Annotated in this window: 21 protein-coding genes and 2 tRNA genes; 9 read left to right on the top strand and 14 right to left on the bottom strand. The window is 65.7% G+C overall.

Annotation, left to right across the window (positions count from 1 at the left end; genetic code table 11):
* Positions 1 to 808 precede the first annotated feature (808 nt).
* A complete protein-coding gene (locus tag CE453_RS08815) occupies positions 809 to 2,155 on the bottom strand; it encodes a UDP-glucose dehydrogenase family protein (RefSeq protein ID WP_089174244.1) in 1,347 nt (448 codons plus the stop codon).
* A 256-nt stretch (positions 2,156 to 2,411) separates the two neighbouring features.
* Here CE453_RS08815 and CE453_RS08810 point away from each other — a divergent pair, with 256 nt between their 5' ends.
* From CE453_RS08810 to CE453_RS08795, 4 genes are all read left to right on the top strand, one after another.
* Positions 2,412 to 3,833, top strand: coding sequence for a phosphomannomutase (locus CE453_RS08810; protein WP_089177791.1), 1,422 nt, complete (start codon positions 2,412 to 2,414; stop codon positions 3,831 to 3,833).
* A gap of 109 nt (positions 3,834 to 3,942) precedes the next feature.
* Entirely contained in the window at positions 3,943 to 4,971 is a 1,029-nt protein-coding gene (locus tag CE453_RS08805) for an NAD-dependent epimerase (RefSeq protein ID WP_089174243.1), read from the top strand.
* A 65-nt stretch (positions 4,972 to 5,036) separates the two neighbouring features.
* Positions 5,037 to 6,767 (top strand): L-arabinonate dehydratase, encoded by a 1,731-nt coding sequence (gene araD / locus CE453_RS08800; RefSeq protein ID WP_089174242.1) that lies wholly within the window; start codon positions 5,037 to 5,039, stop codon positions 6,765 to 6,767.
* Position 6,768: 1 nt separating this feature from the next.
* Entirely contained in the window at positions 6,769 to 7,692 is a 924-nt protein-coding gene (locus tag CE453_RS08795; protein ID WP_089174241.1) for a 3-hydroxyacyl-CoA dehydrogenase NAD-binding domain-containing protein, read from the top strand.
* 3 nt (positions 7,693 to 7,695) lie between these two features.
* On the opposite strand, the gene CE453_RS08790 is transcribed toward CE453_RS08795, so the two are convergent.
* The gene (locus CE453_RS08790; RefSeq protein ID WP_089174240.1) at positions 7,696 to 9,090 is read right to left on the bottom strand and encodes a DUF2793 domain-containing protein; all 1,395 of its coding nucleotides are present in this window, start codon (positions 9,088 to 9,090) and stop codon (positions 7,696 to 7,698) included.
* A gap of 75 nt (positions 9,091 to 9,165) precedes the next feature.
* Positions 9,166 to 9,912: an aspartate/glutamate racemase family protein gene (locus CE453_RS08785; protein WP_089174239.1), complete on the bottom strand. Its 747-nt coding sequence runs from the start codon at positions 9,910 to 9,912 to the stop codon at positions 9,166 to 9,168.
* A 210-nt stretch (positions 9,913 to 10,122) separates the two neighbouring features.
* Between CE453_RS08785 and CE453_RS08780 the strand changes: the two genes are divergently transcribed.
* Together CE453_RS08780 and CE453_RS08775 are read left to right on the top strand one after the other, a co-directional pair.
* Positions 10,123 to 10,497, top strand: coding sequence for a hypothetical protein (locus CE453_RS08780; RefSeq protein WP_089174238.1), 375 nt, complete (start codon positions 10,123 to 10,125; stop codon positions 10,495 to 10,497).
* 298 nt (positions 10,498 to 10,795) lie between these two features.
* On the top strand, positions 10,796 to 12,163 hold the full coding sequence (locus CE453_RS08775; protein ID WP_157732957.1) for an undecaprenyl-phosphate glucose phosphotransferase: 1,368 nt from the start codon (positions 10,796 to 10,798) through the stop codon (positions 12,161 to 12,163).
* A gap of 11 nt (positions 12,164 to 12,174) precedes the next feature.
* On the opposite strand, the gene CE453_RS08770 is transcribed toward CE453_RS08775, so the two are convergent.
* The 9 genes from CE453_RS08770 to CE453_RS08725 form a co-directional block, all read right to left on the bottom strand.
* A complete protein-coding gene (locus tag CE453_RS08770; RefSeq protein ID WP_089174236.1) occupies positions 12,175 to 12,759 on the bottom strand; it encodes a WecB/TagA/CpsF family glycosyltransferase in 585 nt (194 codons plus the stop codon).
* 652 nt (positions 12,760 to 13,411) lie between these two features.
* Positions 13,412 to 14,965, bottom strand: a complete 1,554-nt coding sequence (locus CE453_RS08760; RefSeq protein WP_089174234.1) for a DHA2 family efflux MFS transporter permease subunit — start codon at positions 14,963 to 14,965, stop codon at positions 13,412 to 13,414.
* 12 nt (positions 14,966 to 14,977) lie between these two features.
* Positions 14,978 to 16,237, bottom strand: a complete 1,260-nt coding sequence (locus tag CE453_RS08755) for an HlyD family secretion protein (RefSeq protein ID WP_089174233.1) — start codon at positions 16,235 to 16,237, stop codon at positions 14,978 to 14,980.
* On the bottom strand, positions 16,230 to 16,691 hold the full coding sequence (locus tag CE453_RS08750; protein WP_089177790.1) for a MarR family winged helix-turn-helix transcriptional regulator: 462 nt from the start codon (positions 16,689 to 16,691) through the stop codon (positions 16,230 to 16,232). The genes CE453_RS08755 and CE453_RS08750 overlap by 8 nt, the downstream gene beginning before the upstream one ends.
* 135 nt (positions 16,692 to 16,826) lie before the next feature.
* Positions 16,827 to 17,789 (bottom strand): carbohydrate kinase family protein, encoded by a 963-nt coding sequence (locus CE453_RS08745; protein WP_089174232.1) that lies wholly within the window; start codon positions 17,787 to 17,789, stop codon positions 16,827 to 16,829.
* 164 nt (positions 17,790 to 17,953) lie between these two features.
* Complete coding sequence (locus CE453_RS08740; RefSeq protein ID WP_157732956.1) at positions 17,954 to 19,537, bottom strand: DUF6212 domain-containing protein; 1,584 nt, start codon at positions 19,535 to 19,537, stop codon at positions 17,954 to 17,956.
* Complete coding sequence (locus tag CE453_RS08735) at positions 19,537 to 21,588, bottom strand: glycosyltransferase family 2 protein (protein WP_089174230.1); 2,052 nt, start codon at positions 21,586 to 21,588, stop codon at positions 19,537 to 19,539. Before CE453_RS08735 ends, CE453_RS08740 begins: the two co-directional genes overlap by 1 nt.
* A gap of 5 nt (positions 21,589 to 21,593) precedes the next feature.
* On the bottom strand, positions 21,594 to 22,601 hold the full coding sequence (locus tag CE453_RS08730; RefSeq protein WP_089174229.1) for an NAD-dependent epimerase/dehydratase family protein: 1,008 nt from the start codon (positions 22,599 to 22,601) through the stop codon (positions 21,594 to 21,596).
* Positions 22,602 to 23,193: 592 nt separating this feature from the next.
* Positions 23,194 to 23,265: transfer RNA gene (locus CE453_RS08725), tRNA-Gln, on the bottom strand.
* Positions 23,266 to 23,424: 159 nt separating this feature from the next.
* Between CE453_RS08725 and CE453_RS08720 the strand changes: the two genes are divergently transcribed.
* Positions 23,425 to 23,501: transfer RNA gene (locus CE453_RS08720), tRNA-Pro, on the top strand.
* Between the two features lie 308 nt (positions 23,502 to 23,809).
* A complete protein-coding gene (locus CE453_RS08715; RefSeq protein ID WP_089174228.1) occupies positions 23,810 to 24,136 on the top strand; it encodes a hypothetical protein in 327 nt (108 codons plus the stop codon).
* A gap of 59 nt (positions 24,137 to 24,195) precedes the next feature.
* Here the strand turns inward: CE453_RS08715 and CE453_RS08710 are convergent, their stop codons facing one another.
* The gene (locus CE453_RS08710; RefSeq protein ID WP_089174227.1) at positions 24,196 to 24,576 is read right to left on the bottom strand and encodes a methylglyoxal synthase; all 381 of its coding nucleotides are present in this window, start codon (positions 24,574 to 24,576) and stop codon (positions 24,196 to 24,198) included.
* Between the two features lie 359 nt (positions 24,577 to 24,935).
* Between CE453_RS08710 and CE453_RS28495 the strand changes: the two genes are divergently transcribed.
* The gene (locus tag CE453_RS28495; protein WP_157732954.1) at positions 24,936 to 25,073 is read left to right on the top strand and encodes a hypothetical protein; all 138 of its coding nucleotides are present in this window, start codon (positions 24,936 to 24,938) and stop codon (positions 25,071 to 25,073) included.
* 104 nt (positions 25,074 to 25,177) lie between these two features.
* Here the strand turns inward: CE453_RS28495 and CE453_RS08705 are convergent, their stop codons facing one another.
* Positions 25,178 to 25,801: a biotin transporter BioY gene (locus tag CE453_RS08705; RefSeq protein ID WP_089174226.1), complete on the bottom strand. Its 624-nt coding sequence runs from the start codon at positions 25,799 to 25,801 to the stop codon at positions 25,178 to 25,180.
* Between the last annotated feature and the right edge of the window lie 29 nt (positions 25,802 to 25,830).

The raw sequence follows: 25,830 nt of genomic DNA, 5'->3' as shown, positions 1-25,830 counted from the left end.
TTAACGGAGTGAAAACCTTTTGGTCAGGCGAAGGTTCCGAGCCGGCGAAAACACCCTGGCGGGCGCCATCGCGGCATTCCGTGATCTCGGCTGTAAAAGGCCGCTGCGGCGGCTGAATCCGCGCAAAATGAACGCCAACGCACACGATCAGCGTTCGGGCCTGCTGCTCAAAAACACGCCAAGCCCCTGAAAAATCGATCGGTAGCAGCGCAGGATTGGCCACCATGCTGTTTTGCAGGGTGGCCTTGAGCGCAACGCAACCCGGCGAGGATGACACCTCTCCGAGAAGCCTCGCCAAGCGCAAAGCGCCGGGAGGACTCCCTCTCAGGGTCCCTCGACAGAGAAGCTTTCACCTGGCGCGAAAGTCGACTGACGCCAAGAAAATGCCAGCCGCCAAAGTTGAGGAGAGCGGCTCGAAAGCCGAAAATACAAAATCGTCACAGAATCCGGCCGAAAAACAGATAATTCCCTTAGGGAATGAACCGCTTCATCGGTGAGGCTGACGCCGCAGAGTATAGCCGGATGCGAGCGAACCGTGGCCGCGCTGCGACGCCAGCTGCGCGCGGGTCAGGACCCCGACGCGCAGGCTGGCCAAGGCCCCTAGTCCTCGATGAGAGGAGCTCGGTCCGCCAGCTCGAGAAAGATGGCAGCGCAGGCGAGCCAGACGATACCGAGAGACAGCAGCATGGGTTCCCCGCAGAAGCCTACGCTGCGTGGATAAGCCCATTTGCCTTTACGATCCGTATCACCAGCCCATGTAACGAAGGCAGGACGATCGCTGTCAGGACGAAGACGAGCGGCGTCTCCTTCAGGCGGCCACGACCTTGGCACCCGCCTCTGCCGCATGAACGCCACGCCCGACATCGAGATAGGTGAAGCCCTTCGCGCGAACCTGGTCCGGCCGATAGACATTGCGCAGATCGATCAGAAGCGGAGCGGCCATGGTGCTCTTGACGCGATCCAGGTCCAGCGCCCGGAAGATGTTCCATTCCGTCACGATGACGGCTGCATCGGCGCCTGCGACACACTCATAGGCGTCCGAGCAATAGACCACTCCGCCCGGCAGCGCCGCCTTCGCCTGTTCCATGCCTTCGGGGTCGAAGGCGCGCACCGTCGCCCCGCCGTCCTGCAGTGCCGTGACGATCGCGATCGACGGGGCGTCGCGCATATCGTCTGTGTTCGGCTTGAAGGTCAGCCCCAGCACCGCGATCGTCTTACCGCGCACCGAGCCGCCACAGGCCGCGATGACCTTGCGCCCCATCGCGCGCTTGCGCTGGTCGTTGACCGCCGCGACGGTCTCCACGATCCGGGCAGGCGTCCCGAAATCCTGCGCGGTCTTGATCAGCGCCAGCGTGTCTTTCGGGAAGCAGGAGCCGCCATAGCCGGGGCCGGCATGCAGGAATTTGGAACCGATGCGGTTGTCGAGCCCCATGCCGCGCGCGACGTCCTGCACATTGGCCCCGACCTGCTCGCACAGATCGGCCATCTCGTTGATGAAGGTGATCTTGGTCGCGAGGAAGGCGTTCGCGGCGTATTTGGTCAGCTCGGCCGTGCGCCGGCTGGTGTTCAGGATCGGTGCGCTGTTGAGGTAGAGCGGCCGATAGACCTCGGCCATCACCTCGCGCGCCCTCTCCTCCTCGGCGCCGATCACGATCCGGTCCGGCCGCTTGAAGTCCTCGATCGCCGCGCCTTCGCGCAGGAATTCCGGATTGGAGACCACGGCGAACTCGGCATCCGGCCGCAGCTCCCGGACGATCCGCTCGACCTCGTCGCCGGTGCCGACCGGCACGGTCGATTTCGTCACGATGACCGTGTAGCCGTTCAGTGCCTGGGCGATCTCGCGCGTCGCGGCGTAGACATAGGAAAGATCGGCGAAGCCGTCGCCACGCCGCGAAGGCGTGCCCACCGCGATGAACACCGCGTCCGCCTTCGACACCGGGCCGGCAAGGTCGGTGGTGAAGGTCAGCCGACCCGCCGCGGCGTTGGTTCGCACCAGCTCGGAAAGGCCGGGCTCGAAGATCGGAATCTCACCGCGTTTCAGAGCGGCAATCTTGCTCTCCTGCTTGTCGACGCAGACGACCTCATGACCGAAGTCGGCAAAGCAGGCTCCTGACACGAGTCCGACATATCCGGACCCGACCATGACGATCTTCATCTTTGACTCCTGGAAGCAGGCGCGTCATCTCGCACCTGCAAAATAACATGAGCGGCCAACGGGCCAAACCGATTTGTCACTTGTTAAGGTTATAACGCTGCGTCAACTCCGTTTGCATGACCCTCGTGGCTTGCGCAACTACTCCGGCTTGGCCCGATATAGCGGCGCTCCATGACAGAATGCACGCACAGCGTGACACCGCCATCAGGCGCGAGCTAGCTTGCGCCCGCCCGCCAACCTCTCCTGCGCAGCGATCATGACCAGCCTGAAATTCGGAACATCGGGCCTGCGTGGCCTTGTCAGCGAACTCGTTGGCCTGCCGACCTACGGCCATGTCCGGGCTTTCTGCGCCATGCTGCGCGAGGATGAGGCTGCCGGACCCGCCGGCGAAGTCCTGATCGGCCGGGACCTGCGCTCGTCGAGCCCGCTCATCGCCTCGCAATGCGCGCAAGCCGTCGCCGATGCCGGCCTCGTCCCGATCGATTGCGGGGCCCTACCGACACCGGCGCTGGCGCTGGCGGCGATGAAGCGGCGCGCGCCGGCCATCATGGTGACGGGCAGCCATATCCCCGACGACCGCAACGGACTGAAGTTCTACCGTGCCGCGGGCGAGATCGACAAAGCCGACGAGGCGCGCATCCTCGCCTGGCATGCGAAGCTCGCGCTCACCGCTGCGCCAGCGGTTTCCGTCAAGCCGGCTCAGGGCGAAGCCACCGCCGATTATCGCGCGCGCTACGCAGCGTTCTTCGGAAATGAAGCCCTGGCCGGCATGACGGTCGGCGTCTATCAGCACTCTTCCGTCGGGCGTGATGTCATCAGCGATGTCCTCGCCGCGCTCGGAGCCCGCGCGGTCCCCCTGGGACGCAGCGATCGCTTCATCCCCGTCGACACCGAAGCACTCCGACCCGAAGACGAGGCGCTGGCGCGGCAATGGGCCGGCGAGCAGGCTCTCGACGCAATCGTCTCGACCGACGGCGACGCCGACCGGCCCCTCGTCGCCGACGAGACCGGCCGCTTCCTGCGTGGCGACCTGGTCGGCGCGCTGACGGCGCGCTTTCTCGGCGCCGATACGATCGTCACGCCCGTCACCTCGAACTCGGCTCTCGAGCGACCCGGCCTGTTCGAAAAGGTCGTCCGCACCCGCGTCGGCTCGCCCTATGTCATCGCCGGCATGGAGCAGGCCAAAACCGAGGGCGCACGGATCGTCGTCGGCTTCGAGGCCAATGGCGGTGTCCTCCTGGGTTCGGAGGTGGCGCGCGACGGCCGGAGCCTCGCTGCCCTCCCCACCCGCGACGCCATGCTGCCGATCCTGGCAACGCTCGCCCTGGTGCAAAAGGAAGGCAAGCCGTTGAGCGCGATCGCAGCGGAGGCCCGCTTCGCCATCGCCCTGTCGAACCGCCTCCAGGAGATCCCGCAGGAGCGGACGGCCGCGCTGATCGCGCGCCTCGATGACGAGACGGCAGACTTTCGCGACGCGGCCTTCGCCGCACAGGGCGGCGTCGCCGCGCGCGACCGGCGGGATGGCCTGCGCCTGACGCTGGGCAACGGCGCGACCGTGCATTTCCGGGCCTCGGGCAATGCGCCGGAGCTGCGTGTCTATGTCGAGGCTCCGACCCCGGAGGCCGCCGAGGCGCTGCTCGCCGAGAACCTCGCCTTCGCGGCGGCACAGACGCGCTAAGCTGGAGAATCCGGCGACGACCCGGGACAGCCTTGCCAAATCCGAGAAAGCACCGCACTACGGAGGCGATCGCGCGACGCCTCGCGTTCCTTAGCCAGCAGAGTTTCGTGTGGACAGAAACACATCTTTCGAACGGGTCCTGCTGACGGGAGCCGCCGGCTTCGTCGGCTTCCACGTCACCGAGGCCTTGCTGGGTGCGGGGGTGACCGTCCTCGGCATCGACAATCTCACGCCCTATTACGACCCGGCCCTGAAACAGGCCCGGCTCGACCGGCTTCTGCCGCGCAACGGCTTTTCCTTCGAGCAGATCGACATCGCCGATTACGACGCGGTGCAGGCCGCCTTCGCCAGCTTCCGTCCGCAGGTCGTGATCCATCTCGCCGCGCAGGCCGGCGTGCGCTACTCGCTGGAAAACCCGCGCGCCTATGCCAGCGCCAATCTCGACGGCTTTCTCTCGATCCTCGAAGCCTGCCGGCACAATCCGGTCGACCACCTCGTCTATGCCTCGTCGAGCTCGGTCTACGGCGCCAACGCCAAGGTCCCCTTCAGCGAGCATGACGGTGCCGATCACCCCGTCTCGCTCTATGCCGCGACCAAGCGCGCCAACGAGCTGATGGCGCATTCCTATTCCCACCTCTACGGCATCCCGACCACGGGCCTGCGCTTCTTCACGGTCTACGGCCCCTGGGGCCGGCCGGACATGGCCTATTTCAAGTTCACCAAGGCGATCCTCGAAGGCCGTCCCATCGACGTCTATGCCGAGGCCGAGATGAGCCGCGACTTCACCTATGTCGACGACATTCGCGAAGCGATCGTGCGGCTTGCCGGTAAACCGGCGCAGGCCGATCCGGATTTCGACCTGGCACGGCCCGACCCCGCGACCGGGGCGGCGCCCTACCGCATCTACAATATCGGCAACCACACGCCGGTCAGGCTCGACCGCTTCATCGCAGTCGTCGAGGAGGCCTGCGGGCGCAAGGCGACCAAGCGCCACCTCCCGGCTCAGCCCGGCGACGTACCGGCGACCTATGCCGATGTCTCCGATCTCGCCGCCCGCGTCGGCTTCAGCCCCGATACGCCGATCGAGCATGGCATTGCCCGCTTCGTCGACTGGTATCGCTCGTTTTACAAGGTCTAAACTCACGGCAGACGAAGCGGAGCGGACATGCGTCGAAGCTCCCGGCCAGCCTCGAGGAAACGACCATGTCCCGCCCCCGCAAGACGCCCGAGACCCTGCGCAGCTTCCGCTGGTTCGGGACGAGCGACCTGCGCTCCTTCGGCCACCGCTCGCGCACGCTGCAGATGGGCTTCTCGCATGAGGAGTTCATGGGCAAGCCGGTCATCGGCGTGGTCAACACCTGGTCCGAGGTCAATCCCTGCCACACCCATCTGCGCGATCGCGCCGAGGCGGTGAAGCGCGCCGTCTGGGCCGCCGGTGGCTTCCCGGTCGAGATCCCGGTGATGTCGGTCTCGGAGCAGTATCAGAAGCCGACGACGATGCTCTATCGCAACTTCCTGGCGATGGAGACCGAGGAATCGATCCGCTCCCATCCCCTCGACGGCGTCGTGCTGCTCGGCGGCTGCGACAAGTCCACGCCCGCGCTCATCATGGGGGCCTGCAGCGCCGGCCTCCCCTTCATCTTCGTGCCGGCCGGGCCGATGCTGCGTGGCAACTGGGCCGGGAAGGTGCTCGGCTCCGGCGCCGACGTCTGGAAGTACTGGGCGGAGAAGCAGGCCGGGAACATCACCGAGGCGCAGTGGCACGACATGGAGAGTGGCATCGCCCGCTCCTACGGCACCTGCATGGTGATGGGCACCGCCGCGACCATGATGAGCCATGCCGAGGTGCTTGGCCTGACGCTCCCCGGTGCCTCCGCCATCCCCGCCGCCGACTCCGCCCACCCGCGCATGGCGGCCGCGGCGGGCAAGCGCATCGTCGAGATGGTCTGGGAGGACCTGACGCCCGATCAGATCCTGACCCGCGAGAGCTTCGAGAACGCGCTGACGGTGCACATGGCCGTTGCCGGCTCGACCAACGCCATCATCCATCTCGTCGCCATGGCCGGCCGGGCCGGGGTGCCGCTGACACCCGACGATTTCGACGCCTTCTCCCGGAAGATCCCGGTGATCGCCAATCTGCGTCCTTCCGGCGATTTCCTGATGGAGGACTTCTTCTATGCCGGCGGGCTCCCTGCCTTGCTGAAGCAGCTCGAAAGCAAGCTCCACACGGGCGCCATGACCGTCACCGGCAAGCCGCTGGCCGAGACCATCGCGCTGGCCCAGGTCTATGACGACAACGTCATCCGCCCACTCGACCGGCCGATCTCGACCGCGAACGGGCTCGCCGTGCTCAAGGGCAACCTCGCGCCGGATGGCTGCGTGATGAAGCCTTCGGCGGCCGAACCGCATCTTCTGAAGCATTCCGGCCCGGCCCTGGTCTTCGAGGACTATGACGCGATGATGCGGGCGGTGAATGACGAGGACCTCGACGTCACGCCCGATCACGTCATGGTGCTGAAGAATTGCGGCCCGGTCGGCGGGCCGGGCATGCCGGAATGGGGCATGCTACCAATCCCGAAGAAGCTCCTGAAGCAGGGTGTGCGCGACATGCTGCGCATCTCGGATGCCCGGATGAGCGGCACCAGCTACGGCGCCTGCATTCTGCATGTCGCACCGGAAGCCTACATCAAGGGGCCGCTCGCTGCGGTGCGGACAGGCGACATCGTCAGCGTCGATGTCGAGGCCCGCAGCATCTCCGTGAACCTGAGCGACGCCGAGATCGCCGCGCGCCTCGCGACTTGGACGCCGCCGAACCGCGACTATCCACGCGGCTGGGGCAGGATGTCGGCCGCCCATATCAGGCAGGCCGACAAGGGCTGCGACTTCGACTATCTGGAGGGCACGGCGAAGGTCTCGGAACCCGAGATTCATTGAGATGCAGGACGTCCGGGACATCGAGCGCATCGCCATCATCGGCGCGGGGCTGATCGGCAGCAGCTGGGCGGCCCTTGCCATGGCGCATGGCCTCTATGTCGCGGCCTACGACCCCGCGCCCGATGCGGAAGATCGGTTCCATCAGGCCGTGCAGCGCGCTCGCGACCAACTCGCGGAGCTCGGACTGGCCAATACCGGTCAGTACCTGTTTACGCGCGATCTCGGCGAGGCGCTGGAAGGCGCCGATTTCGTGCAGGAGAACGGTCCCGAAAGCGAGGCGGCAAAACGCAAGCTTCTCGCCGAGCTCGACGCGGCGCTGCCACCCGACGTCATCATCGCCAGCAGCACCTCGGCGCTGCTGCGCAGCGCGATCGTCGCCGACTGCCGCAGCCAGCGCCGCATCATCGTGGCCCACCCCTTCAACCCGCCGCATCTCGTGCCGCTGGTGGAGATCGTCGGCGAGGACGAGGCGGTGATTGCGCGCGCCGCCGCATTCTACCGCAGCCTCGACCGGCGCCCGGTCATCCTCCAGCGCGAAATGCCGGGCCATGTCGCCAATCGGCTGGCATCGGCACTCTATCGCGAGGCAGTCCATCTGGTCGAACAGGGCGTCGCCAGCGTCGCGGAGATCGATGCCGCGCTCTGCAACGGACCCGGCCTGCGCTGGGCGCTGATGGGGCCGCACATGACCTACCATCTCGGCGGTGGCGAAGGCGGTATCGCGGGCTATCTCGCCCATCTTGGACCTAGCCAGGTGCGGCGCTGGCAATCCCTCGGAACGCCTTCGCTCGATGAGGAGGTCCAGCAGCGGATCATCGTGGGCGTCGCCGAGGAAGCGGCCGGACGCTCGATCGCGGAGTTGGAGGAGCGTCGCGACGAAGGGTTGCTCGCCCTCCTGCGCGCCCGCAAGCTCGTCAGCGAATGACCGTCACAGCTCAGCATCGAAGACGAGCGCGTCGAAGGCCGCCCGCACCCGGCCGAGCGCCAGCGCCGTGACATAGGCATAGGCCTGCTCTGGCGACTGCGCCACGACGCCTCTGTCGCTGCCTTGCACGTTGATTTCCTGCGAAACGGAAAAGCTCGTGCTCGGCGTCGACCGCATCGGCACTGGCAGGGTGAGGTTCTGCCGGCTCGCCGTCGCCGATACCTGATAGGCATCGAGCAGAACCTGCCCGTCCTGCCGCAGGTAATAGCGGCGGCACAGCATCTGCTCGACGGAAAGCGGACGCATCGCCCAGCCGGTTGCGAGCCGCCCGTGTTCGAGCTTGATCCGCGCGAAGGAGACGGCACCCGCGCTCGGTGACAGCCCGACCTGCAGCACGCCCGTATCCCCGGCTGCCGGCGTCAATGTCACCGAGCGACGTCCTGCGCCGACAGTGATCGTGCCGGATTGACTGCCGACCGCCACCGCTAGATTGCCGCCGGTCAGATCCTCGACGGACAATGTCAGCGACATCCCAGCGAGGGCGGCGAGCCCCCACAGCCCCGGCTCCACGGGTTGGACGATCGTTCCGGAGGTCAGGGTGATGGCGAAGCCGCTGAGCGACAGGTCCGCCCCACCGGCCCCCGCCTTCCAGCGATCGAAGCCATAGGCCCCTGCAACCAGTGCCCCGCCGGCAAAGCCGCGCTGGTTGACCCGCATGTCGCCATTGATCAGCAGGTTCTGCCCCGCGGCCCAGGGCGAACCAGGCAACGCGACGCTCCCGCTCGCCCGGTCGATCGCGACCGCATCATGCCAGGCCGCACCATCGGGGCTGACCTTGACCCGCAAATCCTCGTCGCCCGCGAGCCCGAATTCGGCCCTCCCGGACCAGCCGGATTGAAACAGGACACTGGCCGTCGCGCCCGCATTTGCCTTGTTGATCTTGAGGCGGTGGTCGCCGCCGGCATGGTTGAAAAGGCTCGCTTCCGCCGAGATTGCGAGCCGATTGGTGTCGTCGGCAGTGGCGTTGACGCCCCATTTTTCGGCACCGAAGCTGCTGAGCGGACTGGCACGCCGCCATTCCGTTCCGTTCCAGAGATTGTGCTCGGCCTCGTCGGCAACCCAGGCCTGCCAGCCGGTTCGGGGCATCAGGAAAGTCCAGCCGCCATCCTCGAACAGCGCGACCTGATCGGTATGCCCTGCGAAGACGCCCGCGGCTCCGGCCGGCACGATATAGGCGGAGAGCTCGCTCGGGCTGACAGGCGGCTCCAGTTGCGTGCGGCTGTCGACGACGAGATGGATCAGGGCATCGAGGCGCACCAGCGCGTCGTTATGCGTGACATGTTTCTGGGCCTGCCCGGCGGCGAGCAGCGGCAGCGAAAGACGGGGCGTGACGGTCATGGAGCCTCGCAGGATCGGACGATGCGAGGCGCGATGATGCGGGCGGGCGGGCCGCCGGGGATAAGTTCCGGCAATTTAATCGAAACGCCGGGGCCGCAAACCGGCATGGAACCAGGAGATCATCGAGTAGATGTCGTAGACCGGCAACCCCGTCGCCTCCTGAATCGCGGCGGCATAGGGCGGCATGTTGGTGCATTCGAGCACGATCGCGCCGAGATCGGGATGCCGTGCCGCAAGAGTGAGCGCCGCATCCACGACATCCTGCCGAGCGAGGTCGACGTCCATGTCGTCCTTCTCGGCCTTGATCAGCACGCGGAAGAACTCGCGGCCATCCTCCGTGCCGGCTACGGGCGTATCGAGTGGAACGCTCGCCGCCTCGAGATGGGCTGGCGTCAGCGTCGCGGCCGAGACGGTGACGACACCGACGCGCTTTCCCGGTGGCAGAGTCGCCTGCACCCATGGCACCTGCATCAGGGAAGAGGTCGCGACCGGGACGTTCACGGCAGCGGCAAGCTCGCGCTGGAACAGCGACAGGAACCCGCAATTGGTGGTGATCGCCTCGGCGCCGAGCTCGACCAGTTCCTGCGCCGCGGCGATGAAGTCCGGCAACAGCCCGGTCGCCCCCTTCAGCACCACCTTGTCCGGGCTCGCCCCGCCGACGACGCGGTAGAGCACCGGGAAAGGCCAGGTCGTGCCGTTGCCCATGTCGCCCGGAATGCGCGGAAAGCGCGCCTGCAACATCAGGATGCCGAGCGGTACGCCGTAGATCGCCTTGCCGCCGGCGATCCGGGACGCCGCCCCGGCATGGAACTCGTTGTTCATCGGCTTACCCTCGCGATCGCTCCCCCATCTGCCGGGGGTCTCTGCCACACCAGCGATACCATGCCCGCCGCGCTCAGGTCGCGCTTGCGTCATTGCCTTGCCGCTTTTGCGAGGGCATAAAGCCTCGCCTTGCGCGAACCGCCGCTACATCGCCTCCGCGTTCTGGCCTAATGTTTGCGTGGCTGCGCTCGTGCATCAGGATTCCCCTTCTTGACCGATCCCTTCGACCAACTGCGACGTTTTGCGACCGTCCTCGGCTGGGGAGCGCTGTTCGTCATCCTGTTCGCGACGCTGTCTCCGCTCGATCTGCGCCCACATATTCCGGAGATGAGCGCGGATATCGAACGCTTCCTGGCCTATCTCGCGGCAGGCTGCATGCTCGCCTTCGCCTATCCGCGCCAGCGCTGGCTCGTGTTGGGCGGCATGGTGGTTCTGGCTCTCGGGCTCGAATGGGGCCAGACCCTGGAAGCGACCCGTCATGGCCGGTCGCACGATGTCGTTGTCAAGGTCCTCGGGACGCTGGCCGGTGGCGCCCTCGCCATCTCGCTCGATTTCCTCGCCCGCCGGCTGCGGCGCATCGCCTGATCCCCGTGCCGAAACGGCACATCGCCGTGCCGCTCGACTCTGACCTTTGGTCACCTCGACCCACTGGCGCCGCCCCGACGTGAAAAAAGCCCCGATCCGGAGCATCACCTAGCGGCACAGCTCTTGCCGTAACCCTCGCAGCGCTCGTCCCTCGCCTTCCGGCGAAGCGAGCGCCCGAGACCAAGGCGGCCGGGGCTGGACGATGCGCGTAGACAATCTGGAAGTAGACGACTTGGGAAGGGCGACGCTGGCCCTGCCTCGCGGCGAGGCGAGGAGCTGGCGGTATTGGCATGGCCCCGTGACAGCCCTGTGTGATGTCGCCGTGGTGGCGACGCTCGGCTACGGGGCGACGGTGGCGAATGATCTGGCCAATCACGGCGTCTTGCGGGCGACCGGCCCGGCGCTGGAGCTCGCGGGCATGTTCGCGGCGCTGTTCCTCTTCGTCAATCTGATGAGCGGGCGCTATCAGATCAGCCACTATCTCTCGACACGCGGGCAGGTTACGGCGGCTTTCGCCGCCTGGAACATCACGCTGGTCGCGTTCCTGGTACTGCTCTTCCTCGCCAAGATCGCCGATCACTATTCGCGCCTCGCCATCCTGGCGACCTATCTCGCCGGCATCCCCGCCATCGCACTCTGCCGCTCGGCCATCGTCCACCTGATCGCGAGCGGCAGCCGCACCGGCAAGATCACCTCGGAGCGTGTCTTCCTGATCGGCCGCGAAAAGGACGTCATGTCCTTCGTCGAAAGCTCCAAGCCCTGGAATGCCGGCAGCGCCATCGTCGACGTCGCCTTCCTGCACCCGGCACCACCGCATCGCGACCCCCGCGCCGCTCTCGCTGCCGATCTGGCCGCGGCTGCCGCCAGTTGCCGGGCCAAGCGGCCCGACGCCGTCTTCATCGCCGTGCCCTGGTCGGAGCACGAGACCATCGAAGCCTGCGTCGATGCCTTCATGACCATGCCGGTAGCGATCCACCTCGCACCCGAAAAGATCCTGAGCCGCTTCGAGCAGCCACATATCGTCAGCGCCGGCGCCTTTTCGAGCCTGCGGCTGACGCGCGCGCCGCTGTCGCCGGCGGAGATCGCCTGCAAGCGCGGCTTCGACATCCTCGTCGCCTCGGTGGCCGGCCTGCTGCTGCTGCCGCTCCTGTTGCTGATTGCGCTGGCGATCCGCCTCGACTCACCCGGCCCGGTGCTGTTCCGCCAGCGCCGCCACGGCTTCAATCAGGAGACGTTCCGCATCTTCAAGTTCCGCAGCATGACGGTCACCGACGATGGCGCCGTGATCGTGCAGGCGCGTCGCAACGATCCGCGCGTTACCCGTATCGGCCGGGTGCTGCGCCGCTACAATCTCGACGAACTGCCGCAATTGCTGAACGTGCTCGCCGGCGACATGTCGCTGGTCGGCCCGAGGCCTCATGCGCTGGCACATGACCGGGAGTTCGAGCGCAAGATCGCGCTCTATGCCCGTCGCCACAACGTGAAGCCCGGCATCACCGGCTGGGCGCAGGTCAATGGCCTGCGTGGCGAGACCGATACCGACGAGAAGATGGCTGCTCGTGTCGCTCACGACCTCTGGTACATCGACCACTGGTCGCTCTCGCTCGACCTCCTCATCCTGTTCCGGACGCTGTTCAGCCCGAAGGCCTTCCGGAACGCGGTGTGAGGAGCCGCGGCTCAGCCGTCGCGTTGCGCGGTCTGGTAGGCCTGGGCCGCGTGGCGGGGAGCAGCGCTGTGGAGCAGCTGGCGGGCAATGATGCCGGAAAAGCGCATGACCCCGGCCAGATCGTTCAGCAGCCTGCCGATCAAGGGAGGCAGCTTCCCGACCGCGGGCGTCGCTCCTTCTCCCGCAACGGCAAGGCCTGGATGGGTGGCCACATAGCGGGCGAAGGTGCCGGGGAGGTTGATCAGGCCCGTATGCAGGCCATGCGAGGCGAACTCGGCGATCAGGGCACGATGGCGCTTCGGAGCAACGTCGGCGATGACCACATCGGGCGCACAGGCCCCGATATGCGCCAGCATCGCCGGGCCAGCCTGACCCAGGAAATCGGCGTCGCAGACGCCGACGAGGCGCAGCCGGGGCCAGGAAGAGCGAATCCGGCCGCGCAGCGCATGGACCGTGGCGCTGTCGCTGCCAAACAGGAAAATCGCTTCTCCGCTGTCCTCGCAGCGGCGCAACGCCTCGTCCAGCCCCGTATCGAGCCGGGCGACGTCGGCGCGCACGGCACGTTCAATCTGCATTTCGATCGAATCCGGCGTCATGCTGTCCCCACTTCACTCGGGAGGAACGCCCGGCCCCTGCGGTCCCGCAGAGTTGCCGCGACGACCCGTCACCGCCTGAGACAGGAAGCGGCGACTTCGTTAAAACTTTAGATATCGGCCAGGGTCGTCGCGACACACCGGTGATCGGTTTTGGAGCAACCCGATCTATCGCCGGATCGGAGCTGAACGACGCAGCTTCAGTGGAGCGCTTTCCAGGCAATCTGGCCGAGCCATCCAACCAGGCCGAGAATGAAGCCGATCGTGGCCAGAACGCCGGTAACCAGCAACGAACGGCCGATCAGCAGGCTCATCCGCGTCTCGCGGGCGGCTTGATGGTTATCGTTGGCGGGCGCCGGAATATCCCGCACGGAGGGCATCCGGATCGGCGCCGTCACGGGCGGCCGGACACGCATCGATCGCATCAAAACCATCTCTTACCGTTAACAAGCCGCAAAGATGCTACGCCGGCATTCGATCCAATGCGAGACGGGAAGAATACGCAAGTCGAGAAGTGACGTAGGGTAAATTTCTACCCGTATCCGCCCGGCGAGCGCCAAGGACCGTTCCCTGCCCATTTATCCCTGCGCGGCCGGACAACCATGGCACCCCGAGCCGAAACAGCATCCCTGCGGGAGCGATGGCGAGGGTGTGGCTACTCCATCACCATCGCGTGATCGTCGGCGGGGGCAGCCTCCCGGCGCGGCGTGCGCAGCAGCGCCAGGAACGGCAAGGCGGCCAGGCACAGGATCATCAGCAGCTTGAAGTCGTCGATATAGGCGATGATCGTCGCCTGCCGCGTGATGACCTCGTCGAGAGCCGCCCTCCCCGCCAGCGTCGTCGGATCCCAGGCGTGCTTGACCGCCGGCATCTCGAACAACCGGTTGAAGGGCGTCACGTAGTTCGCAATCTCGGCGTGATTCACCTGCACATTGCGCGTCAACAGATAGCTGACCAGCGAGATGCCGACGCTGGAGCCGATATTGCGCGAGAGGTTGTAGAGACCGGTGCCGTCGCCGCGGTACTCGGCCGGCAGCGTCGCGAAGGTGATGGTCGTCAGCGGCACGAAGAGCAGGCCGAGGCCGCCGCCCTGGACGAAGCCGGTGAGCATGATGCGGCTCTGCGACACGTCCGGCGTCCAGCCGGCCATGTCATACATCGCCCAGGCGCTGACGAGGAAGCCTAGCCCGAGCAGCACGCGGGAATCGACTTTGCCGATCATTCGCCCGACCACGAACATGCAAGCCATCGTGCCGAGGCCGCGCGGCCCCATGATGATGCCGGCCGTCACCACCGGGTAGCCCAGGAGTGTCTGCAGGAAGGGCGTCAGCAGCGCGAGCGACGCCAGGTAGCAGATGCCGACGATGAAGATGAAAACCAGCCCAACATTGAAGTTCCGGTCGAGGAACATCCTTGGCTTGATGAAGGAATTCTGCGCCGTGAAGGTATGCACGACGAGGATGTAGAGCGCTGCGGCACAGATCGTCGCCTCGACGATGATCTCGAAGGAATCGAACCAGTCGAGCTGCGCGCCACGGTCGAGGAAGAGCTGGAGCGCCGCGATTGCGATGCTGAGGGCGCCGAAGCCGATCCAGTCGAGCTTGGCCAGCGCGCTCGACTTGGTCTCGGTGACGAAGATCGAGACCCCGGCCAGCGCCAGGATACCGAGCGGCAGGTTGATGTAGAACACCCAGCGCCAGGAAATGTTGTCGGTCAGCCAGCCGCCGAGCACCGGCCCCAGCACAGGCCCGACCATCACCGAGACGCCGAACAGTGCCATGGCCTGGCCGCGCTCCTCTGGCGTGTAGATGTCGAGCAGGATGCTCTGCGACAGCGGGACGAGCGCGGCGCCGAAGAAACCTTGCAGCAAGCGGAAGCCGACGATCTGCGTCAGCGACTGCGCCGCGCCGCACAGGATCGAGGCGACGACGAAGCCGATGATCGCGGCGGAGAGCACGCGCTTGCGGCCGAAGCGCGCCGCGAGGAAGCCGGAAGGCGGCGTCATGATCGCGGCAGCGACGATATAGGAGGTCAGGACCCAGTTGATCTGGTCCGCACTCGCCGAAACGCTGCCCTGGATATAGGGCAGCGCGACATTGGCGATGGTGGTGTCGAGCGCCTGCATGATGACCGCGAGGATCACGCAGGCAGTGATGGCGCCGCGATTGGCGACGGGCGGCGCCCCGGCCGTGACGGCTGCGCTAGCCATGGCAGGCCTCGCTTACTTGCTGTTCTTGCTCTTGCCGAAGGCGTCGGAAATGAAGCTTGGCAGGCCGCGCGCATGGCCGGTGTCGACATCGAGCGTGACGCTCATGCCGGCACGCAGTTGCGGTTCGTCGGCCGGCGTCTCGATCTTCACCCGCATCGCGATCCGCTGCACGACCTTGACCCAGTTGCCGCTGGTGTTCTGCGCCGGCAGCAGCGAGAAGCTCGCGGCCGAGGCCGGGCTGATGCTGTCTACCGAGCCCTTCCACACGGCGTCGGGATAGGTGTCGACATAGACCTCGGCCTTCTGACCGGGCTTCACCCAGGTGAGCTCGGTTTCCTTCGGATTGGCCTGGATCCAGACATGGTCGGTCGAGACCAGGCTGAAGGCGTTGGTCGCCTCGGCGAGATACTGGCCCTTCTGCAGCGAAGGCACATTGGTGACGACGCCATTCATCGGCGCGCGCACCGTCGTATGGTCTAGCTGGCGCTGCGCCTCGGCGCGCGCCGCGACCGCGTCCTTGTAGCGCGGATGCTCCTCGACCGGCGCATCGGGCTTGCCGTTCAGGCTGGCGGCGATGCCGGCGAGCTGGCTTTCGAGCTGGGCGAGCTTCAGCCGGGCGCTGTCGAGGTCGTGTTTGGCCTGATCGTAGGTCGCCTGCGAGGCCACCGACTTGGTCGCGAGGTCCTGCTGGCGCTTGAAGGCGGTCTCGTAGAAGGCGATGTCGGTATGGGCCTGCTCGATCTGGCTCTGCATGCCCTTGTAGCTGGCCTTCAGCGCTTCGAGATCGTTGCGGACCACGCCGATCTGCGCATCGGCCCGCTCCAGCGCGAAACGGAACTGCTTGTCGTCGAGCCGGAACAGCACGTCGCCGGCTTTCACGGTCTGGTTGTCGCGGACATCGATCTCGCTGACGATGCCGGCGACATCGGTCGAGATGCCGAGGATATCGGCCTGCACATAGGCGTTGTCGGTCGACATCACCTGCCCACCCGCAACGTAGTAATAGCCGCCGACGACCAGCGCGACCGGCAGGAGCGCGAACAGGATGCTCCGTGTGCGGTTGCGTCGATGGCGCGGCGTCGCCGTCGGGGTGACCTGCGACGGCAGGGCGGCTTGCGTCTCCGGCGCCTCCTTCGCGACGGTCTCAGCCTGCGGAGAAGTCTTCGGTTCGAGGCGCCTGATCTCCGTCACATTGCTTGGGGAACCGGGCTCGGCCTCGTCATCGGCTACGGCTCGGGCCGTCGTTTCGGCCTTTCGGGCTGCATCATCCATTTCGTGCCTGCCTTTCGGTCGCCGGCATCTGGCAGGCGGCCGTGAGATTCGTTTTCATCCGTTCCAGCGTGTCGAGCAGCTGCTCCCGCTGGGCTGCCGGAATGTCGCCGAAAGCCTCTGCGCGCGTCAGCTCGCCGAGCGCCCGCATCTCGGCCAGCTTCGGCCCGGCCTTCTCGGTCAGGTAGAGCTGCCAGATGCGTCGGTCGGTGGCATGCGGCCGGCGCTCCGCCAGCCCGCAACTCTCGAGCTTGTCGAGGATGCGCCCGACGGTGATCGGCTCGACATCCATCAGCTCGGCCAGCGCCCCCTGCTGGATGCCGGCGTTGCGGTCGAGATAGGCGAGCACCTGCCATTGCGAGCGGGTCAGCCCGAAATCACGTGCATGCTGCTCGAAACGCTTGCGCAAGAGACGTGCGACGTCGTGGAGCAGGAAGCCCACGGTCGGCGGCGGCATCTTAGGCTTGCTGGTCATAAGCATGTATATATTATGCTTGCTTAGCCCTGCCAATCGCCAACGCAGGCGCCCGGAAACAGCTCAGCCGTGACGCGGTGTCGCAGCCGGCGAAGGAAAGCGACGCCTGCGGCAGCCTCAGCCCTGTGCCCGGCCCTGCCGGAAATAGCCATCCACTTCGGTTCTGGACGGCAGGTCGGCGCCACGCCGCGTGACCGTCACGGCTGCTGCAGCGGTGGCATAGGCGAGCAGATCCGCCAACGCCTCCAGGTCGAGCGTCGCGACGGCGTCCGGCCTCAGTCGCCCCGTTTGTGCCAGCCGCGCCAGCAGGGCCGCGTGGAAACTGTCGCCCGCCCCCACCGTATCGACGACCTGGACAGCATGCCCCGGCGCGGAAACCTGCCCTGCCCTGCAGAAGGCGGTCGCCCCGCCCGCTCCTTCGGTGATGACGACCAGCCCGGCGCCGAGGCCAATCCAGTAGGCCGCAGCTTCCTGGATCGAACGTTGCCCGTCCCAAGCGATCCGGACGTCCTCGTCGCTTGCCTTGACGATGGTGGCCACCCGGTAGAACCGCTCCGCAGCCTCGGCCCAGCGGACCATGTCCCCAACCACCATGGGACGCAGATTGGGATCGATGCTGATGACCCGCCGGCCAGCCTCGCGCGCCGCGAGTGCCGCAAGCGTCGAACCAACGGGCTCGACAGCCAACGTATAAGAACCGAAGGCCAGCGCCTCGACCTCTGGTGGCAGCATGGCCGGCAGATCGGCTGGCTCCAGCCAGCGGTCGGCAGCGCCTTCGCCATGGAAGGAATAGCCCGGCTGCCCGTCGGATGCCGTGACGATGGCGGAGATCGTCGTCGGCCGATCGCTCCGCGCCAGGAACCGCCGATCAACACCCTCGTCCGCCAGCCGCTGCGCCAGGAACGCGCCGAAACGATCGCGCGAGAGCCCGCCGAGGAATGCAGCCGGCACACCGAGACGGGCAAGGCCCGTCGCGAGGTTGAAGGGCGAGCCGCCGGCAACGGCCCGCGCCGGCATTTCGCCTCCTTGCGGCGCGGCAACGAAGAGATCGACCAGGGCTTCGCCGCAGACCAGAATCATGCCGTGTCGCTTCCTCGTTCGAAGCGGCCAGGTTCCAACCGCCGGCTCATCGCATCGCACGGCTCTGCCATCTTTGCCACAGGCAGGCGCGCCGGCTTACCAAACATGCGGCCAGCAGCATCCGTCAGGCTCCGCGGACACAGCGTCGAGCGTGGTTGCTGGGCTTAAGCAGACCGCAGGTCGGTACGCCCACCCGCGACAGGCAGAACAGCTGCCATGTCCCAGGTCGTTTCCGCATGACTCTCGGCTTCGAAACGACCGAATACCACGCGGGCATGAGGCGGGATCGGACCCGGTTCAGGCAGGCGCGTGAAGAGATGAAGATCGACCGGAATATTCTGCGCGGCCGGCAGCCGTGCGAGCAGGCGCGATGGCACCAGCGGCTCGTTCAGCTCGACCCATTCAGTCGCTGCGAGCACATTCCGACCCGCTTCGGCCTCATCCGGGCCGATCCCACGAGGGGTGACGACCAGCCGCGCGCCGAGGCGTCGCGTCCGGCAGCGCTTGTCGTCGATCATCGCCTCGCACGAAACCTCGATCAGCCCCGACGTCGCAGGCAGGCAGATGACGGCAGCCGAGGCAGTCGTCTTGAGAGGACGCAGGAGGACTTTTCCGGGATCCATGTATCCAAACACCGGATAAGTCGCCGTCTGCTCCCGCGTCAGCGCGACCTTGGCAACGACCGGGGCGGGGATGGGGACCACGGTACCGGAACCACGCAGGATTTCGTCATCACCTTTGGCGGCGAAATAGCGAACGCCCGGCAATCCGCCCCACAATTGGAGCGCAAGCATCTCGAAAGCGTCATGACCAGCCGGGCGAGCGGGACTTTGTGGATCGAAGCGGTACTCGTGCAGGAGACCGGTCGGCGAGGTCGACAGACGGGGCGGCGCCTCGCCACCATCGGCCCAGAGCTTTAGCGTCAAAGAGCGGGACGTCTGCGACGACGCGCTGGGCAGACGCAGCGGCAGCCATCCGCTGGAAAGAAGATCGAAGGGCACGCACCACCGTGCCAGGACCGTTCCGACATCCACAGCCTCGACCTGCGCATACAGAACGCCGGCGCCCCGTCCCGGATCGGCAATATGCAGATCGACCCCGAGCCAACCTCTTGCGGAGCACGGCAGCCGCTGCGTCAGGCATTGCTCCACGCCCGGAACGCCGGGTCTGGCCGCATCGGGCACATCGACCTCATGGCTGGGAAGAGGGCTGTTGAAGATCAGATGTGGTCGGCCGATCCGCAAAGTGGAGATAAGCTCCTCCACTTCCGGCGGGATGCGGACATGATGGGTCCAGCTTTCCCGCAGGGCCGCCAGATCCCGCATCAGCTGCTGGTTGCTCTGTTGCAATCTGTACGTTTCGCGCAGGGACCTTTCGAGCAGGGCGGCATCGAGATCCGCTCTGCTCCCCACAACGACGGGGATAGGCGTCTCCGAGCCTCCTGCCCTGGCCCACCACGCCTGCAATGCGAGCAACGATTGTTCCCTGGCCGGGTCGGGCGTCCACAAGGCCCAGACATTCGTTGGCGGAACCTCCAGCGGGCATGGGGGCGGCGACAAGCTGTGCGCACTCTCCCCGCATTCGGTCAGAAGATATCGGTCGCCTTCGACCAGTTCGCACCCATACCAGCGCACGGCCGTGGGGGCTGCGGCAGTTGAAGCGGACGCTTCCAGCGAACCCATGCTGATGATCTTGGGCTCAGCGGAGTAGAGCGCCGGAAAGGAGCTGGAGCTGGCTTGAAGGATCATCAGACAGCCTGCTTCAGCTTCTGAGCCGGCACGCTCGCCATAAGAGGCGCGAGCCCGAGCGCGTCAGAAGCGAGGTCGGCGCCGTGATCGGGCCAATACCGCATCTTTGCGTGCGGCATGCCAAAGGCTCGGCATAAGCTCGCGATCTCGACGTCTCTCACAACGATATGGGTATAGGCCTGCTCGAAGGCGGCGGAAGCGTTTACCAGCGCGCCCGCTGTCTGATCCTGCTCGCAGAATCCCAGCAGCGCCCATGTCTCCACCTTCAGGCGGCGCAGGGGCCCCATCAACGTGTGCGATATCCCGCCATCCACCGAGACGACACGGTGATAGCCGGCCAAGGTCGCGATGGCGTCATTCATGTCCAGTTGCTCGAAACGGGGCATCCGCGTGCCTTGATAGGCGTGTGTCCGCGAACGCGACAGCAGCGCCGGCAAGGGCAACGTCATGATCTGCGAAAAGGGTCCCGTGTGCTCCGGCGGCAGCGCGAGTTCCTTTCCGAATGTCACGAGGTGAACCTTCCAGCCCTCTTCGACGAATGTCAGCGCCAGCCTCTCGGCCGTCGCAACGCTCTCGGGTGTCACCGAGGCAAGCACCAGAGCGGCGCACGGGTTGGCATCAGACGACCCGCAGGCGAACACCGATGGCAAGTCGAAGAGGTCCGGATACACATCGCGCGGCGCTCCTGCCTGCAGCCGGTATCGGCTCGGCACCACCGATTTCCAGTCCGCCGGGTTGCCCCCTTCTCCGGTCTCCGCGATATCCCGGCACAGCCGCGTGAAACCTGCATCGACTGGGACGATCTCAGCTTGGGCTCCTGCCAAGGCGAGATCGAGCTCGATCGCATGCTGGCGCTTGCCGTGCTGCCTGGGCAGCGCAGCCAGATCGAGCGCACGAAGCGATGCATGCTCGGCAATGAACGACGCTTCCATCGCGAGAACATGGATCGCGTCGGGCGACAACCGGAATGAATCCGTCCGCTCCTGCACGATCGTGCCGTTGCCCCAGGCAAGGAGATGGTTGTCGCGCGGGTGTCTCCGAACCGAGCACGCGACGAGGGTCGAGCGGGAGAGCCCACATTCCAGCGTCCACAAGACCCCCGCGAGCAATGATTGCGAGGCGAGCCCGTCGAAGAGCGTGCTGTTCATGATGACGAGCTGGCCGGGGCAGTCGCCATAAGCCGGGCGCAGCTCCGCACGCAGCAGCCGACGGATGTAGTCGTCACGCGTCAGGATCGCGACGTTGTCGATCTCGGTGAAACATCGAACCAGCCCTGTGTCGGGGTGATAGACCGCGTAACGGGACCGCGCCTCGGCTTCGAGCGACACGACGTTGCGGACATGGAACAGCCGCGGATGGCGCGCGCGGATATGGCGGAGGATCGGAACGAAATCCGGCTGAGCCGCCACCAGCATGCTCTCTCCCCGGCGGCGATAGGCGAAACCGGCATCGGGCACATGGACACCGCGAAAGCCGCATTCCAGGCCATGCAGCCAGAACTCCCAATCCTCGACGCCCTGGCGCATCCCGGTATCGAACCGGATGGCGGCGTCGAGCATGCGCCGCGAAACCATGCTGCCGGCCTCGCAGAAATTGCGGAACAGATGCTCCAGCGCCGAATAGGGCCCCGAGGTGTCGGCGAATTCGTCGAAGCCGAATTTGTCGACATCCGGGTAGGCCCAGCCGACATTTGCATCGGCGTCGCGCAGAGCCGTCAGGAGGCGCTGCAGGAGATGCGGGCCGATCCGGTTGTCGCAATCGAGGAAGTAGACGCCTTCGAGATTTGGAAAAGCCGTCAGTGCAAACGCGATGCCGGTATTTCGAGCGGCGCTCAAACCTCCGTTGCGCTTGTGCAAATAGAAGATCCGCCCGGGATGAACCGCCGCAAATGCCTGACAAACCTCATCCGTCTCTGGATGAGGGCAGCCGTCATTGACGATGACGATCGCGAAATCGAAATCGGTGACCTGAGCCAGGGCCGTGTGAAGCGCCTCGGCTGTCAGCCAGGGCTGCCCATAGGCGGGCATGACGATGGCTGCCCGGACATCCATCCCCGTCACCCTGCTCCCGCGCTGTTTCGGTGCCCTGACGCGCTGGAAAGCGGTATCCGCCTTTTGGCCGCCATCCACTGGGCGGTGTTCTGCAGGCCGTCGATCCAGCCACGCCTCGGCCGCCAGGGCGTCTCCTGGGTGATCAGCGAGATGTCGAGGATATTGGCCGGCACATCGGCAGTCCGGCCCGCCCGGTAATGTCTCGGCAGGTCGGGGACCCCTGTGACGACCTGGATGTCGCTCGCTACCTGGTTGATGCTCAGTCCGATCCCCGATCCGACATTCATGACGCGATGCGGGCCGTCATAGGTCGCAGCCCAGAGGAAGGCCGACGCCACATCGTCGATGTGAATGAAGTCGCGGATGACCTCGCCGTTGCCCCAGATTTCGAGCGGCTTGCCGGAAAGGGCATGATCGAGCATCGCCGCGACGACACCCTGCCGCTTCAGGACGGATTGCCGCGGTCCGTAGGCGTTGGCGATGCGCAAGGCGACGTATTCGAGCCCGTAGAGGTGGTGATACAGGCCGAGGTATTTTTCGATCGCGAGCTTGCCGACACCGTAGGCGGATATCGGATGGGTCGCCGCGGTTTCCGGGATCGGACGGCTTCCCGCCGGACCGTAGACCGTGCCGCCGGACGATGCGAAGACAACTCTCCTGATCGCAGCGGTGTTGCAGATATCCAGGAATCGCAACGTGCCGAGGACGTTGGTTTCGAGATCGCTCGCGGGGGATTGACCGGGGCTCCCCGGCACCGAACTGCTCAGAAGATGGAAGGCGATCTCCTGCCCTTGGGCAGCCTCCGCGACCGCTGCCGGATCCTCGAAACGACCGCTGCTCCAGTGAACCCGTTCATCCAGGTCTTGCGGGTCGACCGGCAGGCGTCCGAAGGCGCGCACCACGGCGCCCTGGCGGGCGAGCGCATTGGCCAGATGGACACCCAGAAAGCCGCCGCCGCCCATGATCAGGCATCGGGTGCCGTCAAGAAGCGGAGCGTCGGCAACGGCAATCACGTATCTTCTCCTCAGTCAGCAACGCGTATTTCGGGAACAGTCCGGATTCATTTTGGTATTATTTCGATTTTTGAAGGATTGTTGTGGGCAGGAAAACGCACGATAAATTTGACATTACCCTCCGATCGAAAACGCGACCTCAAATTCAGCGATGGCTTTGCAAGGTATTGACTCAGTATGACTTATTTTTAGTGGGACGAATAAGGCGCGAATACGGCGCACGGCATCCACCGAGCGGCCATACAGCTTTCGCGGCAAGGGAAAGCACTGCTCGACGGTTCGCCGCCCGGCAGCAACGTTGGGGAGGACAGTCCGCCCATTCCCCAAAGTGATTCACGCCGCTGAGCCTCGATGAATGTCCTGTGCGAGACAGTCGGACCCGCAGCCGCCGACCTGGCACGATCAGTTGGCGGCCCCACAGGCTGCTTGGCAGATCTTTTCAGTGTTTGTGACGAACTCTGCGTGGGTCCGTGCATGCTCAGGCGTCGCGGCTGTGATGGCACGCCAGGGTGATGTCGGCCTTGCGGCCGCAAGGGCAGGTCGCGTCGCCGATCCCGTGGGGGCAGGAAATCTGAGATTTAAAGGAAGATCGCTGGGGCGGGAGGATTCGAACCTCCGAATGGCGGTACCAAAAACCGCTGCCTTACCACTTGGCGACGCCCCAATGCGTCGCGCCTTCTAGAACGCGCTGCCGCGCGGCGCAACAGCCTTGGCGGGGCTTGCGCAGTGCCGTCGAAGCCCCTTGAAAGATTTCCGCCGGAAACATGCAAACAGCCTGTTGCGCCGCGGCGCGGTGCTGGCTATAAGCCGGCCACCAGTTGATCGGAGTGTGGCTCAGCCTGGTAGAGCACCTCGTTCGGGACGAGGGGGTCGCAGGTTCAAATCCTGCCACTCCGACCAAAATTTCCCGAGACATGCCAAGACGTTAGAGAAATGGCCCGTTCGGGCCTTTTTCTTTTTCGGGCAACGATTACGGCCAACCCCGCCAGCTCTCAGCGCCACGGCCGCCCTTCACGCTCCACGTCAACAATGCTGCCAGCTCTCGCTGCGGCATCGGCACTGCTCGCGTCGTTCGGAACGCGATTCGCAGCCCGCAACCTCTCCGCAACCTTTTCAAGACCACGATGAGGCCTTCCCGCACGCTGCAGCTATCTCGATGCCAGAGCGCTTGAGATGCGCGTGCAAACAGCTCGATTTGAGGTTTTGATATGAAGATTTTTGCTGTTCTCGGCCTTATTGGCTCTCTGTCGGTCGTCAGCACGCTGACCGTATTGACGACGCCGGCCGGCGCGAGCGAAGCCGTGCCTGCCGCGGTTGCCCGTCACCTGGACGAGCAGCCCGCCGAATTCACAGCCAGCGCCGCGAAGATGCGCCGCATGATGATCATTCAGGACAGCATCGACCGGCAGAATGGCTACCGGGGAGGCTATGGCCCGCGCCATGGCTATGGGCCGCGGCCCGGCTATGGCTATGGCTACGGCCCGCGCCCGGGCTACGGCCATCATCGCGGCTACTACGGCCGCCCGCGCTACTGACCGGGAACTTCAGGCCGGAGCGCCGCGAGGCACCGTTCCGGCTCGTCCTTGCGATGACGTCAGTCCCCGAACAGGCCGGAGCGCGCCAACGCGGTCGCGGTCCGGGGGCTGAATGCAGCAGGAATGTCGTAGACGAGCACCAGCCGCAGCAGCGCCTTTACGTCGACATCGTGCGGTTGCGCCTCCAGCGGATCGGGGAAGAACAGCAGGACGTCGAGTTCGCCCTGGGCGATCATCGCGCCGATCTGCTGGTCGCCGCCGAGCGGGCCGCTTTTCACCAGCCTGATCGGCAAGTCCGGCAAGGCGCGCTGCAGCACCAAGCCCGTCGTCGCCGTCGCCACGACCTTGTGCCGGGCGATCAGGTCGAGATGCTCCTGCGCCCAGGCGGCGAGATCCGGCTTCTTGCGGTCATGAGCGACCATGCCGATGGTCAGGGCCATGATGTTCCGGTTCCTTTCACGACGAGAGCGTGGCTCCATTGGAGCTGCACCTTAGGCGATTCCGTCTGGGATCCGCAGCCGAACGCTCTCTGCCGTCTGTCACCGCTTCGTTAAATGGCATGACTATTGCGACGTCTCCCAGGATCGGAGACGAAGCATGATGCGCCATTGGCCCAGCGACGCGAAAGCCGTGATCGCCCTGTTCGCGGTGTCGGCCGCGAGCATTCTCGGCTGGCTCGCGAGTGGCCTCTGAGCGCATCTCGAAGCCAGGCCGCCTCGGCGTTCTCGAAAACCGCGCTCCACTTTTCGGACCGATGCACTAGGATCGCGGCTCGCATGAATCGGAGCCGTCGAATTCCATGAAGCGCATCACCCTTCTCGCCGTCCTGCTGGGGCTGGGTTTCGCCCTGTCGGGCTGCGATAAATGCGGCAATTTCGGCCCCTTCTTCGGCCTGTCGGGCACGAAGAGCTGCGGCGGAAGCGAACCGAGCAAGTAACGCGGCGGCTTCATGCCTGCCGACGAGGCTGCCATGAGCTGAACGCGAAAAAGGCCGGGGCGATCGCCCCGGCCTTTTTTGTATCGGAGAGGAGAAATCTGTTCTCAGCCGCGTCGGCCAAGCAGCGACCAGCCAGCGCCCGCCAGACAAGCGGCGAGTGCCGTCTTGAGCGCCTCACCCAGCAGGAAGGGTTGCACGCCATAGGCGAACGCCTTGGCGAAGCCGACGCCCGTCGCGCCGCCGGCCATCTGCGCGCCGAAGGCGAGCCAGAGGCAGCCGATGGTCATCAGCACGAGATCGGCCAGCAGCAGGCCACCGACCAGCCTGACGAGCGACGCGCCACGCGCGGCCGCCCAGCCCGCGATCGCCGCAGCGGCGACGAAGCCGAGGATGAAGCCGCCGGTGGGGCCTGCGAGATAGAGCGGCCCGGCAGCGACCGGCGGCGTGTTGGTGAAGACGGGCAGGCCCGCCAGCCCATAGGCGATGTAGAGCGCCATCGTCGCCGCGCCGAGCCGCGCGCCATAGGCCGCGCCGAGGGCGAGCACCGCCAGTGTCTGCAGGGTCATCGGCACCGGCCAGAACGGAACTTTGATCTTCGCGGCCGCAACCATGAGCAGGCTGCCGGCAACGGCCAGAGCGATGTTGCGCAGCACGGCGGAACGCGGCTTGGCGGCCGGGAAAATCTCGCCGACCAGGGTCGAAGCCTGCAGGGGAAGCATGTCGGCCATGGGATACCGTCCTGTCTTGCGTAAGGCCG

This window comes from Bosea sp. AS-1 (assembly GCF_002220095.1).
Classification (GTDB): domain Bacteria; phylum Pseudomonadota; class Alphaproteobacteria; order Rhizobiales; family Beijerinckiaceae; genus Allobosea.
This window is presented reverse-complemented; position numbering and strand designations above follow the sequence as displayed.

What these genes read in the sequence shown, in the direction of transcription:
- CE453_RS08815 (WP_089174244.1), bottom strand. Translation starts at nt 2,155, where the DNA reads ATGAAGATCGTCATGGTCGGGTCCGGATATGTCGGACTCGTGTCAGGA.
- CE453_RS08810 (WP_089177791.1), top strand. Translation starts at nt 2,412, where the DNA reads ATGACCAGCCTGAAATTCGGAACATCGGGCCTGCGTGGCCTTGTCAGC.
- araD (WP_089174242.1), top strand. Translation starts at nt 5,037, where the DNA reads ATGTCCCGCCCCCGCAAGACGCCCGAGACCCTGCGCAGCTTCCGCTGG.
- CE453_RS08795 (WP_089174241.1), top strand. Translation starts at nt 6,769, where the DNA reads ATGCAGGACGTCCGGGACATCGAGCGCATCGCCATCATCGGCGCGGGG.
- CE453_RS08790 (WP_089174240.1), bottom strand. Translation starts at nt 9,090, where the DNA reads ATGACCGTCACGCCCCGTCTTTCGCTGCCGCTGCTCGCCGCCGGGCAG.
- CE453_RS08785 (WP_089174239.1), bottom strand. Translation starts at nt 9,912, where the DNA reads ATGAACAACGAGTTCCATGCCGGGGCGGCGTCCCGGATCGCCGGCGGC.
- CE453_RS08770 (WP_089174236.1), bottom strand. Translation starts at nt 12,759, where the DNA reads ATGACGCCGGATTCGATCGAAATGCAGATTGAACGTGCCGTGCGCGCC.
- CE453_RS08760 (WP_089174234.1), bottom strand. Translation starts at nt 14,965, where the DNA reads ATGGCTAGCGCAGCCGTCACGGCCGGGGCGCCGCCCGTCGCCAATCGC.
- CE453_RS08755 (WP_089174233.1), bottom strand. Translation starts at nt 16,237, where the DNA reads ATGGATGATGCAGCCCGAAAGGCCGAAACGACGGCCCGAGCCGTAGCC.
- CE453_RS08750 (WP_089177790.1), bottom strand. Translation starts at nt 16,691, where the DNA reads ATGCCGCCGCCGACCGTGGGCTTCCTGCTCCACGACGTCGCACGTCTC.
- CE453_RS08745 (WP_089174232.1), bottom strand. Translation starts at nt 17,789, where the DNA reads ATGATTCTGGTCTGCGGCGAAGCCCTGGTCGATCTCTTCGTTGCCGCG.
- CE453_RS08740 (WP_157732956.1), bottom strand. Translation starts at nt 19,537, where the DNA reads ATGATCCTTCAAGCCAGCTCCAGCTCCTTTCCGGCGCTCTACTCCGCT.
- CE453_RS08735 (WP_089174230.1), bottom strand. Translation starts at nt 21,588, where the DNA reads ATGGATGTCCGGGCAGCCATCGTCATGCCCGCCTATGGGCAGCCCTGG.
- CE453_RS08715 (WP_089174228.1), top strand. Translation starts at nt 23,810, where the DNA reads ATGAAGATTTTTGCTGTTCTCGGCCTTATTGGCTCTCTGTCGGTCGTC.
- CE453_RS08710 (WP_089174227.1), bottom strand. Translation starts at nt 24,576, where the DNA reads ATGGCCCTGACCATCGGCATGGTCGCTCATGACCGCAAGAAGCCGGAT.
- CE453_RS28495 (WP_157732954.1), top strand. Translation starts at nt 24,936, where the DNA reads ATGAAGCGCATCACCCTTCTCGCCGTCCTGCTGGGGCTGGGTTTCGCC.
- CE453_RS08705 (WP_089174226.1), bottom strand. Translation starts at nt 25,801, where the DNA reads ATGGCCGACATGCTTCCCCTGCAGGCTTCGACCCTGGTCGGCGAGATT.